Origin of the sequence: Rhodococcus sp. NPDC057135, from assembly GCF_042670865.1 — a bacterium.
Lineage (GTDB): Bacteria > Actinomycetota > Actinomycetes > Mycobacteriales > Mycobacteriaceae > Rhodococcus_F.
Genome location: NZ_JBHUUU010000017.1, coordinates 103,744 through 118,057 on the forward strand (window position 1 = coordinate 103,744; position 14,314 = coordinate 118,057).

Below are 14,314 nucleotides of genomic sequence, written 5' to 3' on the forward strand. Positions count from 1 at the left end.
ACCGGTTGTGCATGGAGCATGGGGGATTGACTTCGCGGTAATGGTTACCGGCGGATCGAACCTGGAGGATGTAATGGTCTGGGTATCCGTAACGGCGCGCGCGGTATGCCCATGACGGTGTTGGTATGCCTGGAATGTGGGGGGCGATTTCGAGGCGAAGACAATTCGCGCGAAACGATGCTCAGATGAATGCAAGAAGATCGCGGCGCGCAAACGTGCCACCGACCATTACAGTGCAAATGGTCGCGTGGGTGACTACGGCAGCACAGACTGTTGCATTTTCGAGCAGCATTTCACCAGGACACGCTGGAAACAGAAGATCTGCTCGGACGTGTGCCGCGCTATTAACCGGAAGTGGTTGGCCCGCAATTGGTACGAAGAGAATACGGAACTCGCAAATCAACGATCGAGCGTCTGGTCGCTGGAAAACTATGACTACGAACCCGCCAAGGTGCGACGTGAAGAGCGCGAGCGAACTGCGCAGGCGAGAAAGGCTCAGCGGAAAGAATACGATCGGCTAAAGAGCAAGGAATGGCGAGAACGGAACAAGGAACGCGCCGCGGAACTGAAAATAGTCGCGAAGCAGCGGAACCCTGAGAAGTATCGTGAGACGCACCAGCAGTGGCGTGAGGCAAACAAGGAGCGCAGGGCCGAACTCAATCGCCGGTGGGCAGAGACGAACCCGGATTAAGTCGCTGCCGGAAAACGGAAAGCCCGCATGCAACGCCGAAATGCAAGGCAGGGAACCGCATACCTGGATTCCGAAGTATTCGCCACTGACAACTGGACCTGCTACTTGTGCGACAAACCCGTCGACGCGGGCGCTGCGCGGAAAGCCCCTTGGGGTGCCCAGATCGAACACCTAGTTCCGATTTCGCGCGGAGGACTCGATTGCCAAGGCGATGTTCGTGCTGCGCATCGCCGATGCAACTTCAAGAAGCGGAGCAAGCTTGTATCAGAGTTGGCTCTGCCGTTTCCGGGCCCGTCCGCGGAAGAGCTCGCTGCCTTCGTTCGGCTCGAGTACTCAATCGTCTGCAGCGAATCTTAACTCGATAGAATGAGGTAATACATTGCAGCGGAACGAGAATGATCAAGCAATCATGGCCGTTCAACATCCGGTTCCTTGCGGAATGGGTGTCGCCAGTCTTAGGCGCTCAGGAACATGCGCCGCGGAGACTCACTGCCGACCAAGTAAAATTCCGGAGTTCGCTGCTATGTCGATGGTCGAGTCGGTCCTGTGGTCAGCTGGAGATAGGTCGATACCGCCGAATCGGTTCAATGGCCAGCTTGTCGGATCACTCCCAGCGCTATCCGCAGCGGCGCAAATTCGGTCCTATCTGCTCTACTTGGGCGTTCGCATATCCAGGTCTCGCCGTTTTGCTGAGCTCGTCTGGGGAATCGGAACTGCTGTGCAGCAGTGTAAGTCGAGTGATCGCGGCTGAGTTCGAGTGCCACAAAAATGGGTTCTCAAGCGCCCGGCGATTTCACGAATCGATCGAGCCGAGGACCGAGTGATTGCCCTCGATGTTCCCAACGGCGCACCACAAGAATATCGGCATCGTTCTGACTGCGCCGGCGTCCCATTTCGAGTTCACGCCGTTCATCACTGACTTGCTTCCTAATCTGCATCTTCTAGATACCGGTCAGTTTTTTCCCCGTTGGACTTACGAGAAGCCCGAATCTTCTGATGGCGAACTCGACTTCACATCGACTGGTGCAGCGGAAGTCGACGAGTGGGGTTACCGCCGTATCGACAACATCACCGACGGCATCCTCGAGCTTTACAGCGTTGCAGTCGGTGATCACGTAACAAAGGACGACATCTTCTTCTACGTCTACGGCCTCCTGCATGATCCAGCGTACCGGAACGCATACGCATCAGACCTTAAGAAGATGCTCCCTCGCATTCCGACACCCGAGTCCCGAGAGCGTTTCGAGCAGCGGACCTCGGCAGGTCGCCGCCTGGCAGATTTGCATGTCGACTATGAGACCGTCGAACCGTATCCCCTTGACGTACAAATCAAGTCGGGTGAATCAGACGCAGACCGTGAGACGTGGCGTGTGTCGAAGATGAAGTGGGGCAAAAAGAAGGACCCGGAGACCGGCAAGAACGTCGACGACCGAACCTCGCTCGTTTACAACCCGAAGGTCACCATCTCAGGGATCCCTGAGGAGGCTGAGCGGTACATGCTCGGGTCCCGGTCGGCACTGGCATGGATCATCGATCGTTACCAGGTAAAGACCGACAAGCCCTCTGGTATCGTCAATGACCCCAACGACTGGTGCGACGAGCACGACGACCCGACCTACGTCGTTGAGCTAATCAAGCGTGTCACTACCGTGGCGGTGGAGACGATGAAGATCGTCGACTCACTAGGAGCGGTGACTGCATCGTAGGAGTGAGTGAATAAGTGAGTGCGTGATGTGATGGTCGCGATTACCAGCGCGCGCAACGATGATGAGGTCTCCGGTCATTTAAATCGTAGGAGCCAAGACATAGATGTGTGGTGACAAGTGAACCGATTCCCCAAGGAAAACTGACGTGACAGCCGGGCCGCATGTGCAGGCGTTCGACCTGAATATCGACACAGTGCTTAAGCATTGGTCGCTCGCCTTTGCGATCCGAGAGATCATCGCGAACGCGCTCGACGAACACAAAATCACCGGAACAACTGAACCAGTGATCGAGAAGGTCGAGGATGGCACGTGGGAGATTCGGGATTTCGGACGAGGACTGCGCTACCAACACCTCACGCAAAACGAAAGCACAGAGAAACAGCACCATCAGGACGTCATCGGCCAGTTCGGTGTCGGCCTCAAAGATGCACTCGCAGTCTTCGAACGCAACGATGTCGGTGTGACGCTCCATAGTGCACACGGCGACATCAGCACAGGGAGACAAGCCAAGCCAGACTTCGGCGATATCGTCACCTTGCACGCGTTGGTGACTGCACCGGCCGACCCACAGATGGTGGGTACCCTCGTCAGGATCACGGGTATCGCAGACACCGATGTCGAGGCAGCCAAGGAATTGTTTCTCAAATTCTCCGGAGACCTTCCCCTTGAGCAGACCCGTTTCGGGGAAGTGCTTGAACGCCGCCCAGACAGTGACGGTGGACGGGTGTACGTCCGAGGGCTGCTCGTCGCAGTGGAGCCGCGTTTCTTATTCTCCTACAACATTATTGATCTCAATGCGCCGCTGCGTCGGGCGCTGAACCGTGAACGATCCAACGTGGGACGAACCGCCTACAGTTCACGCGTCAAAGACATGCTCATTGCCTGCACGAGCCGCGAAGTAGCGGAACCACTCACCGTCGATCTTGCTGGTTACGCAAGTGGGACCATTCACGCCGAACTGGACTGGAAAGACGTCAAACTGCATGCGTGCCGGGTTCTGCAGACGAACGACAAAGTCTTGTTCATAACGGCCAGACAACTCGAGCAACGCACACCGCAGCTCGAATACGCGAAAGACGACGGATATCGGCTTGTCGTCGTCCCGGACGATCTTGCGAAGGCACTCGGCAACGAGACGGACTTGGAAGGGCGCCCGCTGGTCGATCTCGACACATACCGCAAGTCTTGGAACGAGAGCTTTTCTTATACCTTCGTCGAACCAGGAATGCTGACACCTGCAGAGCAGCAGATATTCTCCCTTGCCGCGCCCACTGCCCAGCTAGCTCAGATTCTTCCCGGCCAGACTGGGGTCACGAGCATTCTCATTAGTGAGACGATGCGACTCAACGATGGTGGGGAAACGGTCCTGGGGCTGTACCAAAAAGATATGAATCGGATCGTGATCCATCGTGGTCAGCTGGCAAACGCAGACCGATTTTGCGGGACTCTGCTGCATGAATTGGCGCACGCACGGTCCGGCGCAACCGACGGGACACGTGAGTTCGAACGCGAGCTCACCAAACTCCTCGGGGCTATTGCCGCCGCGGCACTGAACGGTGTGCCCGGCCCGGTGCCTGCCAGTCAGCGCAGGTCCTTGCGTCAGCGAGTGCTCCATCGAGTTCGCAGCGCATAACAAGACTCATTGCAGACGCTTGGCGTTAGCCGGAAATGGGCGTTGTCGGCGACCCTCGACGAGGGAACATTCCCAATTCTGGTGCGACCAGTGAGGCGCCGGCATTCACGTTTTCGTGGCCTCGATTCGTCCACAGTAGTAAGCTGCCGAGCATTTGATTCCGATCGCGCGACCCACAAAATTGACACGGTCGTGACGGTGCCCCGTGTGTCGTGGTTTTACCGATCTCGCCTTTCCCCTGGGTCGGTGAACTTGGCATCACGGAGTCTCTGCTATTCATCCGGGATGGATACCTGGACGATCTACGCCCCATATCTGACGTTGACAGTGACACTCTTGGCATGCGCAGCGATGCTCCGCGACATCGTCCATAAGCTCACACCCCAGAGTCGTGCAATCACATTTCTCGCCGGACTAGGGCATGCCATCGTTGTTGTCGCACTGCTCGGTTTCACCTTGGTCGCGTTCTACGACTGGATCGCTCAGTATCGTGATGGGGTGAGGACGGGCAATGCGCTTCTTATTCCGATCGCCGTCGTCTCTGGATCGTGTTTTGCTGCAGCCCTGATCATTTGGGGGCGAAGTATTGTTGCGGACTTCCGCGGGCGCCGGCGGAATCGCACGGAAGCTAAACAAGCAGCGGTGTTGTTGCAAGCCCATATGAGTTGGTACCAAGAACAGTCGTAGTTCGGCGATGCCAAAGCGCCGGTGGTGTCACCGCTGCATAGAGGTAGGCGATGTTCTATCGGACCTACACCGTAGGTAGCCGAAGCGGTGGGACTTGGGCTGTTGCGAAGACTAAGTGTTTGACGAGCCTTAACTAGCGTCATCGAGTCTTTTCGGTCGATCGGGCCAGACACGACGCCTACCGAACTATGGGATTGTGGCGTGTTGGTCTCAATGCGTGCGGACGAAGCGGCGCCGAGTCGTGTGAGATGGCAGCGTGTACGCGTCACCGGAAACACACGAGCTGCATGACATCTTCTTCGTTCCGAGATCTGCAGTCAGGGATGCCTAGTCGGTGCGCGACTATATCGTGGCGCCGTGACCCTCGCGGACGTGACGCATGATTCGGTTCTGAAGGCTATCGAGTAGTGCGATGAGTTCGGGCACGAACAGTTCCTCGCTAAGCACGGTTTCGCCCCCTCACGCCTCTACAGGATTCGACACGAAGAGCGAGAATACGATTCGAAAGCGATCGTCGGCGTGGCTCACGGCTACGCGACCGGGCAGATTTTGGACGCAGCGCAGTTCTCCGGCGGCCAAGCCACGGTCGTGCGGATTCTTGAGGCACTCGGATTCACGTTCTCCTTCTCTCCAAAATCGAATTCCGCTCCGCGTCGGGCGTGGCTGGTGATGACGAAAACCGAGTACCGGCGACTCGGCGGGGGAGAGAAGTACGACGATGACGCTGCTAGTCACTACAGCTGGGACAGTAACGTCGCCAACTCGCGTCAAGTATCGCCCGGTGACGTCATAGTCGTCTGGTATCAAGTCGATCTCATCGGTGCATCCGTGATCGAACGAATCGACCACGGCGAATAAGAGCAAACCCATCGGACGCTGCCCGGAATGCGCTACCACCAACTATCTGGAGCGGAAAACACCTTTGCCGCGCTTTCGTTGCTATGACTGCGGAAAAGAATTCCCGACCCCGACCTTCACCGACTCGACTGTCAAAACGTTCCGCACGACGCACGATCAAGGTTGGGTTGACCTCGCCGGCGCACTCGATGCGAAGCAACTTCGAGCGTTGTGCGTGAAATCGTACTCGCAGAATAGTATTCGAGAACTTCGGTGGGATGAATTCACGGCAGCGACCAAGGGACGACGCCGGGGGAGCCGCTGACGATTGTCGAGGCGACGAGCACTCAACTGGCCGGCAGTCACACCACTCGCCCGGTGCGTGTTCGTCTCGGACAACCTGCTTTCCGCGCCGAACTGCTCCGCCGCTACGGCGCGAACTGCGCCTTCACCGGTCCCTCGCCGGGAAGAGGCGCTCGAAGCGTGCCACCTCTACAGCTATGCCGAAATCGGCGTCCACGACAACGAGGGAGGGTTATTGCTGCGGCGCGACCTGCACCGACTGTTCGACCATGGGCTCATCGCAGTGAATGAACTCGGGACGGTCGACGTGGCTGAAGAAATCCGTAAGTACCCCCTCTACGATTCACTGCACGGGGGCGCCCCTGACCATTCCCATGACCAAGAAGCAGACGGTGTGGTTGCAGCGACACTGGCAGGAATGGCGAGCTCCTGCATAACTGGTGACAGGATTCCCGTGAACAGGACTAGGCAATGGGATCTGCTCAAGTCACATCTCACTCATGTCGATCGAGCGTGCTGCAGCTTCTCCACCGTCGGGCTCCTCGCGCTGAGGAGTTGGCATCGCATGGCGGATAGGAGCGACGGCTGCGATGGCGCAATACAAGTCTCGGAGCTATTTCCTACCAGCGCTCCACTTCAATCCCCAGCGGTAGGCCTTCGAGACCTCGGATTGGGTTCCGTTGATGTAGCGCACTTCTCGTGTGACCGTCAGTTCGTTCTTCTCGTTCTTGAGCAGAGCGATGGCGCAGGAACGTGCGCGGTTGTTGTGGGAGTCCAATCGAACTTCCACTTCGGGACCGTTTGGCGGGTATAGGGTGACCACTCCGTCGGCTGCCGACCAGTTCGGGGTTCCGTCGTAGATGTACGCGAAGATCAGGATGCGCTTGAACTCGCTCAGGTGAGTGAGGTTGATGTGAAGGTTCTCTCCGCCAGCGGTGTTACCTGACCGGTCATCGCCATCGAGCGCGATGTACGGCGGGTAGTTGAGGTTGCCGAAGGACTTGCCGAGAGCCTGGATGACACCCTTGGACCCGTGAGTTGATAGAGGCAGGCGAGATCGAGGTCGACTGCACCGCCGCCACCGAATATGCCTCGACGGCCGCGGGTCCAGTTGAGATTGATCCGCATGGTCGCGCTCTGATCGCCTTTGGCGAGGGACACTGTGGGGCAGGCTTTTGTCAGGGTGATCTTGCTGAGCTGGACGCGCTGCTGCGGAACGGGTGGTGCGGCAGGCGTCGGAGAAACAATCGCAGACGAAGCGGGCTTGGTTTGACGGACGGGAGGAGAGTTCGGTGCATCGTCCACGGCGACACCGTGTTCGGTGGCAGGACCTTTGAGTCCGCTGTCCCATCCGGCCGAGACGTTGCGGATCTTCCACTGATCACCTCTCCGATAGATTTCGGCCAGGATCGCGGCGCGTTCGGTAGTCAAGCCGAGTGCTGGTGCCGCGACCTCGCCCAGTGTGGCGCTGAGGCCGCGACCTCGCCCAGTGTGGCGCTGAGGCCGCGACCTCGCCCAGTGTGGCGCTGAGGCCGCGAATGCCAGCAAGGGAGCCTGGTGCCGAGTCATCCATGCTCACTGCAAACCGCAGGGTGTCGATGCTCGGTGGGATTCTGGTGACATCGATGGTGACCGTGCTCGATCCGGTGAGTCGGACTGCCCCTTCGGGGGAAGCGGGTTGATTGAAGAAGACGAAATCGTTGTCGTTTCGTACTTTTCCTGTCGATGTCACTTGGAAGACCATGAGGTCGACCGTGCCGGGGGTGACGCCGGTGACGTTAACGGTGAGCTGCGGTGAGTTCAGTGGTGTGTTCTGGCCGCGAGTAAGTGAAGTCATATTCTCTCCTGGAGCGGTCGTCGCGTGGTTTGGTCTGGGATAATGGTGTTTCGGGTGTGCGTGGGTGACTCGATGTTTCGCGCCAGCGGATGCCGAGTGGGGCTCGCCGAAGCTGGTAGCGGGGGATCTGGATTGTCTGCCGGGAACAGTCAGCTCGGCGCTACGTGCCACCGTTTGGGTTTGATCCATGTTGCTGCGCAGAAACTTTCGAGGCATTTGCCTTTGTCGGGGACGTCGATGATGCGGAACATCCATGGCCCGTCAAACTGGTAGCCGTCCTTGACTGCATTCTTGACGGCCATCCCGATATGGAAGATCAGCTCCTTCAGTTCACACGGGCCGCTGCCGACGCCCCCTCTCCACTCGGGCCAGTCCAGATCGGGACGATGCCCGTACTGAGTCTTCATTCCAAGTTCCTCGAACACCATCCGGATTCCGTGGGGCGGGCGGGTGTGACCGGGCCGGACTGTGAAGGTCATACGGAGGGCGGTGTATTCGTTGATTTCGCCGGCGGGGTCGAATCCGAGTTCCCACCAGGTGTTTTCAGCTTCGATTCCGGTGTTGGTCAACGCGACGTGGAACATTTGCTCGAGGTCAAGATGAAGTATCTCGAAACCCTCGGGAACGTTGTAGCGCGATTTCGCGCCGCCACGGTTGACGATGAACTCTTTCTTTACCGGGTACACGGTGAGCACAGAGGAGACGGGAGAACTGAAGAAGATCAGGTCCTCGTCGGAGCGAACCTTCTCGTTCATTCCGAGTTGAAAAACCAAAAGGCGCTATGTGTCAAGTCAAGTGAGACAGTCACGATCAGTTGATCTGCGATTCGGCAACGGGTTCGTTGATGAAGAAAACGGTCGGCATTTCGGGCGGGCAGGGCCGACGTGAAAACCGAGCCGGGTTCGCGACGTGCCTCGTTCAGGGTGATCTGGCGGGCCTCGTCGACCGCATCGGCAGTCCCGAAAAGCACCGACGCCGGAGTATGCCAGGCAATTCCCGAATGACGGTGAATGTGGTTGTACTCGTTGAAGAACCCCTCCGAGAAAACCCGTGCATCCTCAAGCGATGCAAACGATTTCGGAAAATCATGCAAATATTTCAATGTCTTGAATTGAGCCTCGGAAAACGGATTATCATTCGACATCCTCGGCCGTGAATGCGACCGGACGATGCCGAGGTTTGTAAGCAGTTCCGATACCAATCCGGAGGTCATCGAGGTGCCACGGTCGGCGTGGACGGTGTGCGGGGCGATGCCGTTTCGCTCGATTGCTTCCGCAATGAATTCAGCTGCCAGCTCAGCACTTTCGTACGCAGCAACGATCCACAACGGGTTGTAGCGCGAGTAGATGTCGATGAGCACGTACAGGTGAAACCACACGCCCTTGGTGGGCCCGCGGAGCTTGGTGATGTCCCAGGTCCAGACCTGTGAAGGTCCGTCTGCGAGGAGTTCGGGGATCACCTTCGTGGATGTGTCGCTGTCCGTCGGCGTTCGCGGTTCTGCCCGGCCGAAGCAGCGATCCGGTACATGCTCGACACCGAACACCAGTAGTTTCCCTCGTCGAGTTCCCGTGCCCATATCTGACATATGGCGCGGTCAGCGTTCTTGTCGCTGTTGATGACGGTCAGCACTTGGGCTCGTTCGGATGCGGTGAGTGCTTGGCCGTTGTCCGGGACTGTCTTTGGTTTCTTGGGTCCCAGAATGGGTGGTTGCTGGTGTCTGAGTGGGTGGCGCGGGATCGTCCGATCAGGATGCAGGATCTGCGGGTGGGGATTTCGGCGGCTCGCAGGTCGGTGAAGGTGCTGGTTCAGTGCGTGTTCGGTAAGGGCGGTGTGTCCGTGCTCTAGGAGATGGATTCCAAGAGCACGTGAAGTTTTCCCATGATCTCAAGCGCGGCCTCCGTCCGCGTCAATTGCTTTGCCAGACGGGCGTTCTCGCGTGTCAGACGGGCCATTTCCTTGCGGGTAGCGATGTCGTTGTCGGGACTGGATGCTGACTTCGGTTGTGACTTTCCGGCCGCTGCGGTTCTAGCTTGCGTCCATTCTCGGAGTTGGGATTGGTACAAACCTTCGCGGCGTAGGACTGCAGATTTTTCGCCGTGTGGGGCGTTGTTGTATTCGTCGAGGGTGTTGTTGCGGTATTCGGTGGTGAATGTTCGGCGGGTCGGTTTCGGTGCGGGATCTGCCGGCGAATCGGGGGTTGTCGTGGGGTTCGGGCTGGTCATCGGGGGTGCTCGTTTCATGCCCTCAGTAAGTGATCTCGGTTGCCTCCGAGTGTCTCACTAAATCCTGACAGCGAGGGCGCTGGCAGATATAGGTCAATCAATACGAACCCGCAGCCGTCAGTTCTTAGGATCATCCAATTCGTAGGCAGTCCCGACCCTTTCATCCGGTGGAAGTGATATCGCTGCTTCGCGCCGTCAGTTCCTGCGTATCGAGTTCGATGCCGGCGTTGTTAAGTGAAGGCGTTTCTACCCTGAAGTGGGGGCAGTTTCATCGGCGCCGGGTCGCATGCTCGGACCATTCGCTCATCCACTAGTGTCGAACTATGTTGAGGCGGCGTGAGAAATCGGATGATAGCAGGGGCGGTAATGAAGGTTCCATGGTCAGGCTGAATGATCAGGATAGCTATAGGGAATCGAAATCTTGGTTGATTTCGCGTCAAGGTGTAAAAGCTCGTCAAGAGTTTATAACACTCGGAATGATATCGATAATCCTTCTCTATGCTGGGGTTGGTTTTATAGCTTTGACGGTGTCTACGTATAATTCAAATTCTGCAATATCCTATTACCTTGGAATATCTGAACCTTTCGGGCTAACGATCGGTGTTCTTGTCTTTTTGGTAGGATTTTTTATAATGTTTTGGGCGGTGGCAAGACGGAATAACGCCCGTGCAGGTTTTTACGAAGAGGCGGAGTCCCGAGCTCTAGGGGCGGCCGACAGGGCAGTTGATGATATTAAGGGGCCGGATGACCTGATAGGCCTCATGCGTGCGAACAGGAAGCAGATGGAGGCCTACGATGCTCTTGCGAGATCACAAGCAGCCAGTGCGCATTTTGCGAGCATGGTCGCAGGAGGGATCGGCCTCCTTACGATCACTTCGGGAATACTCGTAATTGTCTTCGCTGGAGATAGTTCCACAAAATATGCGGCTGCGCTAATAGCGGCTGCAGGTGCCGCCACGAGCGGATACGTTGCGAAGACTTTCATTTACGTGCAGGATGGAACAATGCAGCAAATGCGCTTCTACTTTCAGCAGCCGTTAGTTCAGAGCTATCTTCTATCAGCCGAACGACTGATCGCACAGCTTCCCGAGAAGCAAAGAGGGAAACAGCTTGAGCACGTGATAAGTGCGATGGTTGCACAAGCGCACGGGAATAGTATTGGACATTCTCCTGCCATTGACCTCCTACCGGTGTCTGCGAGCGATGGTGAATCTCCGACACGCGTGCAGAAGGAGAGGTCCAGGACTTGGAGGAGATCACGTTCATGAGCGTAATGTTCGGTGTGACTCTCTGATTAAGCGGCTAAGCAAGCCCAGTCAGCGTCACTGCGCTATCCCAACATTGAAAGGAGGTGTGTACTGGGGCGAATATAAGCGTTCAAGTACGTGACGTAGCGGCTCAGTATATTTCTTCTGCTAAGGATGTTGTCGCCCGCGGGATACGTGAGTGAACTTTTCCGAGTCGGACGCCGGCCCGGGCACGGGGCAGGGCACCCGCGGTTAGCGCCCAACGGTTCTATTCCTGTGGCTGCTTTGGGTTTCCTAGTTGGACTGCGACGCGTTGCATCGCAAACTATTTGAAGTGAATTTCCTGGTTCAAGGTTTGCGTCATGGCGTACTCCGATAAGGGTAGACAGGCCGCGCCTTTGGTTGGACGTTCCTCGAATACGATTACTATGGTTCTGTCGCGACGAGTGTCTGATTTTGTGAAGTGTGGCATGGTTGAGCCGTCAATGAAATAGTGGCTAATTCGACGTTACTCGTATCCCATCTCCCGTATCGGGTTATTTCGGTTGCGTTGTGTCTTGATTTCAATCTGCTGCCAATACTTCCAACGTTCGGCAAGATAACTCTTTCTTTCGTCGGTCATCAGTACGGACCTCGCTAGTGCTTCTGACGGGTCCCCGAGAAGTGCAGCGCCTTCGCCAGTATCAGTGTCTGTGCTGTAGGCGGGAGAGTACGCGAACGGACGCGGCCCTTGGGCGGTCATACTGATAGTCATCGAGTTTCCGTGATCAAACCGAGGCCGGAGTGAGTCGAATGAAATGAATGACTCGGCATCGCGCCGCTGGGTATCACGTTTGTGGCGAAGCGTATTTGGATCCTTGTGCCCGCCGCCATACTCAAACTCGGACTGTCGTCCATAGATCAGCAGGAATTGTGGCTCTATCGGTCGGTCCTCGTACCGATCGAAGAACAGGTACTTGCGGCGGAACAGCGCGCGATTTTCGTCGATTGCGAACCACGACCGCCAATCGTTCAATTGATCGTGTGCGTCCCGAAACTCGGCTGTAGGCCGACCATTCTCCTTAAACCATCGCTTGGAAGGTTTCTCGATCTCTATCAATACTGGCGTGATTAGGCCAGACGACCGCGTGACCCACATGAAATCGGGCTCGAACTGGCGCCCGGCACCAGTGAGCTCGGGTTCACGGAAGACTGCAGACATCTCTGACCCATGGTGACCACCAGGACCAACGTCTCCGCTACCGCCGGGAATCATTGCGGGGTGCAACTCGAGGAAGGACTGAACTGCTTTCTCTTCAGGTTCTGAGCTAAGCAATCGGTCCCAGTCGGACATTACCCGGTTGGTATAGGTTGTCCAGTCGATCGACCGCGGTCGCTCTGGATTCCGGTCAGGTTCCAGGGTAGAGCGAGTCGGAGTCTTGTTGTCGGTCGTGGCCACACCTAAGACTAGTTGTTGTGGGTATGGACGTTGATGACGCGGGACTGAAGTAGACGGGCTGGTCCTCAGCGCGAGAATGGGAATTGCGACATAGGCGTTCTCGCGCAAGAAGGACCAGCCCTGTGACACAAGCGCAGTGGGCGGCGAATCCAGCCCTGCATTGACCGCCTCCAGCGGTCGCAGCAGTCGTCCGATCACACGCCAGCCCGGCGCGGTCGGATCGTGATACTGCAACCGCCGCAGATTGCGGATTCCGAGTTCACCGATGGCCCGCGACTCTTCCGCGCGGACCGCAATAGTGGTGTCGAACTTATGTCCGATAATCGATGAGCGCCAACGAGATTCAGGATCCGTATACGCGTCGACCTTCAACGTCGACCTTCAACGTCGACCTTCAACGTCGCGGTCACCGTAGTGTTCCTGCCGCCGCGAGCATCGCGATGCGTTGCGCGTGGATATGGTCCATGCTGCGGCCGAACTTGTCGGCAAGATCCCGCCCAGAGAGGTGGATATATCGCAGCGTCGAGTCAGTATGGCGATGCCCGGCGAAGGTCGCGATCGTATGCAGCTCCCAACCCATCCGGGCCAGATCCGTCAGACACAGATGCCGAGTTGTGTGGGTGGAAAACCGCGGAACATCGGCGGCCAACGCAATCCGGCGCACCACCTTCGACCACGTCCACAAGCTCAACGGCTGAGCGCGATTACGGCGGGACTCAGAGAAGGAACAGCGGTCCACTTGCCCTACTCAGACTCGCCCGGTGCACGAGATAGCCCGACAGCAGCACACCGGTCGCAGCCGAGTACAGCCGCAATCCGCTCGAGCCGGTTCTTCGTCGTCTCCGCCCGAATCCTCAGGGTGCGGTGGGCGGGGTCGAGATCGTCAGTGCGCAGCGAGCACAGCTCCTCACGGCGCAGCGCTGCGTCGTAGGCCAGGGCGAGCATCACCGAAGTTGCGGACCGGTTCCGCGGCGGCGACTTCGAGGATGTCCGCCCACTGCTGTTCGGCGGGAATCCACGGTAGCTTCGTCAACCGGGGCACAAGCCCACACTGATGCTTACTGCCGCGCCGACCGGGCGTATATCGGCCCCGGCCACGGGATTGGAGTCGCGCAGCCCCTCCTCCATGAGGTAGTCGTAGAACAGTCGCACCGACACCAGTCGTTGCGCGGTCGTGGCATTCGCTAGCCCGGCACCGGAGTCGATGGACACGACGTTCGGGCCTCGGAGGCTGGGACGTTCGGTCAGCTCCCGCACATAAATACCGATATGGGCGCGGGTGGCGGTGAGCGGATCGACACTCTCCTGCTCGCACATCTGCAGATACTCGGAGAGCCCCCGCGCGTAGGCGTCGATCGTTCGGGGAGCCCGCCCGAGATCGGCCCACAGTCGCAGCCACTCGGTCGCCTGTGCATGCCGGCCCAGTACCGGCCACTTGTTCTCCAGTGTCACCGTGCCGCTCATATCGTCTCCTCAGTTCCGTGGTCAACCCCGAGGAGAACATGATCGTCCCCGCGGTCAGATTCCACAGAAGGATCAAGATGCTGAAACGGCAATGTACGGACGTGCTGGATTCGACTTGCTCCGCAAACGAATACTCCTCAGTGACCGATACTTTCAAAATCGATCACGGAAAGTGGGCCAGAACCAGTTTTCGACCGTGGTCAACAGCCTGCAGTGTCTGCGACGGCGAGCCCACTGGATGTAAGAAAC

General features: G+C 57.6%; 14 protein-coding genes and 3 pseudogenes. 7 read left to right on the top strand and 10 right to left on the bottom strand.

The window, feature by feature from the left end:
- Positions 1-136: 136 nt before the first annotated feature.
- The 6 genes and pseudogenes from ACFT1A_RS26555 to ACFT1A_RS26580 all read left to right on the top strand — a co-directional run.
- Positions 137-691, top strand: a complete 555-nt coding sequence (locus tag ACFT1A_RS26555; RefSeq protein WP_378449427.1) for a hypothetical protein — start codon at positions 137-139, stop codon at positions 689-691.
- 824 nt (positions 692-1,515) lie between these two features.
- A pseudogene (locus ACFT1A_RS26560) lies at positions 1,516-2,397 on the top strand (type ISP restriction/modification enzyme); the annotation flags it as partial.
- A 145-nt stretch (positions 2,398-2,542) separates the two neighbouring features.
- The gene (locus ACFT1A_RS26565) at positions 2,543-4,030 is read left to right on the top strand and encodes a hypothetical protein (protein ID WP_378449428.1); all 1,488 of its coding nucleotides are present in this window, start codon (positions 2,543-2,545) and stop codon (positions 4,028-4,030) included.
- Between the two features lie 285 nt (positions 4,031-4,315).
- Positions 4,316-4,717: a hypothetical protein gene (locus ACFT1A_RS26570; RefSeq protein WP_378449429.1), complete on the top strand. Its 402-nt coding sequence runs from the start codon at positions 4,316-4,318 to the stop codon at positions 4,715-4,717.
- 519 nt (positions 4,718-5,236) lie between these two features.
- On the top strand, positions 5,237-5,575 hold the full coding sequence (locus ACFT1A_RS26575; protein WP_378449430.1) for a hypothetical protein: 339 nt from the start codon (positions 5,237-5,239) through the stop codon (positions 5,573-5,575).
- 361 nt (positions 5,576-5,936) lie between these two features.
- A pseudogene (locus tag ACFT1A_RS26580) lies at positions 5,937-6,134 on the top strand (HNH endonuclease); the annotation flags it as partial.
- A gap of 336 nt (positions 6,135-6,470) precedes the next feature.
- On the opposite strand, the pseudogene ACFT1A_RS26585 reads toward ACFT1A_RS26580, so the two are convergent.
- From ACFT1A_RS26585 to ACFT1A_RS26605, 5 genes and pseudogenes are all read right to left on the bottom strand, one after another.
- A pseudogene (locus ACFT1A_RS26585) lies at positions 6,471-7,018 on the bottom strand (Tellurium resistance).
- Between the two features lie 220 nt (positions 7,019-7,238).
- Positions 7,239-7,949, bottom strand: a complete 711-nt coding sequence (locus ACFT1A_RS26590) for a TerD family protein (protein ID WP_378449431.1) — start codon at positions 7,947-7,949, stop codon at positions 7,239-7,241.
- A complete protein-coding gene (locus ACFT1A_RS26595; RefSeq protein WP_378449432.1) occupies positions 7,844-8,449 on the bottom strand; it encodes a hypothetical protein in 606 nt (201 codons plus the stop codon). Before ACFT1A_RS26595 ends, ACFT1A_RS26590 begins: the two co-directional genes overlap by 106 nt.
- On the bottom strand, positions 8,446-9,153 hold the full coding sequence (locus tag ACFT1A_RS26600) for a transposase (protein ID WP_378449433.1): 708 nt from the start codon (positions 9,151-9,153) through the stop codon (positions 8,446-8,448). The genes ACFT1A_RS26595 and ACFT1A_RS26600 overlap by 4 nt, the downstream gene beginning before the upstream one ends.
- Positions 9,154-9,535: 382 nt before the next feature.
- Positions 9,536-9,916 carry a hypothetical protein gene (locus ACFT1A_RS26605; protein WP_378449434.1) on the bottom strand — a complete coding sequence of 127 codons (381 nt, stop codon included), beginning with the start codon at positions 9,914-9,916 and terminating at the stop codon, positions 9,536-9,538.
- A 377-nt stretch (positions 9,917-10,293) separates the two neighbouring features.
- On the opposite strand from ACFT1A_RS26605, the gene ACFT1A_RS26610 reads away from it, so the two are divergent.
- Complete coding sequence (locus tag ACFT1A_RS26610; protein ID WP_378449435.1) at positions 10,294-11,184, top strand: hypothetical protein; 891 nt, start codon at positions 10,294-10,296, stop codon at positions 11,182-11,184.
- A gap of 487 nt (positions 11,185-11,671) precedes the next feature.
- Here the strand turns inward: ACFT1A_RS26610 and ACFT1A_RS26615 are convergent, their stop codons facing one another.
- Genes ACFT1A_RS26615 through ACFT1A_RS26635 form a run of 5 tightly spaced genes read right to left on the bottom strand, consistent with a single transcriptional unit; the run spans position 11,672 to position 14,065 of the window.
- Entirely contained in the window at positions 11,672-12,973 is a 1,302-nt protein-coding gene (locus ACFT1A_RS26615; protein WP_378449436.1) for a Shedu anti-phage system protein SduA domain-containing protein, read from the bottom strand.
- A gap of 34 nt (positions 12,974-13,007) precedes the next feature.
- A complete protein-coding gene (locus ACFT1A_RS26620; RefSeq protein ID WP_378449437.1) occupies positions 13,008-13,292 on the bottom strand; it encodes a tyrosine-type recombinase/integrase in 285 nt (94 codons plus the stop codon).
- 53 nt (positions 13,293-13,345) lie between these two features.
- Entirely contained in the window at positions 13,346-13,546 is a 201-nt protein-coding gene (locus ACFT1A_RS26625) for a tyrosine-type recombinase/integrase (RefSeq protein WP_269068373.1), read from the bottom strand.
- Positions 13,509-13,643 (bottom strand): hypothetical protein, encoded by a 135-nt coding sequence (locus tag ACFT1A_RS26630; RefSeq protein ID WP_269068372.1) that lies wholly within the window; start codon positions 13,641-13,643, stop codon positions 13,509-13,511. Before ACFT1A_RS26630 ends, ACFT1A_RS26625 begins: the two co-directional genes overlap by 38 nt.
- Positions 13,631-14,065 (bottom strand): site-specific integrase, encoded by a 435-nt coding sequence (locus ACFT1A_RS26635; protein WP_378449438.1) that lies wholly within the window; start codon positions 14,063-14,065, stop codon positions 13,631-13,633. Before ACFT1A_RS26635 ends, ACFT1A_RS26630 begins: the two co-directional genes overlap by 13 nt.
- Positions 14,066-14,314 lie beyond the last annotated feature (249 nt).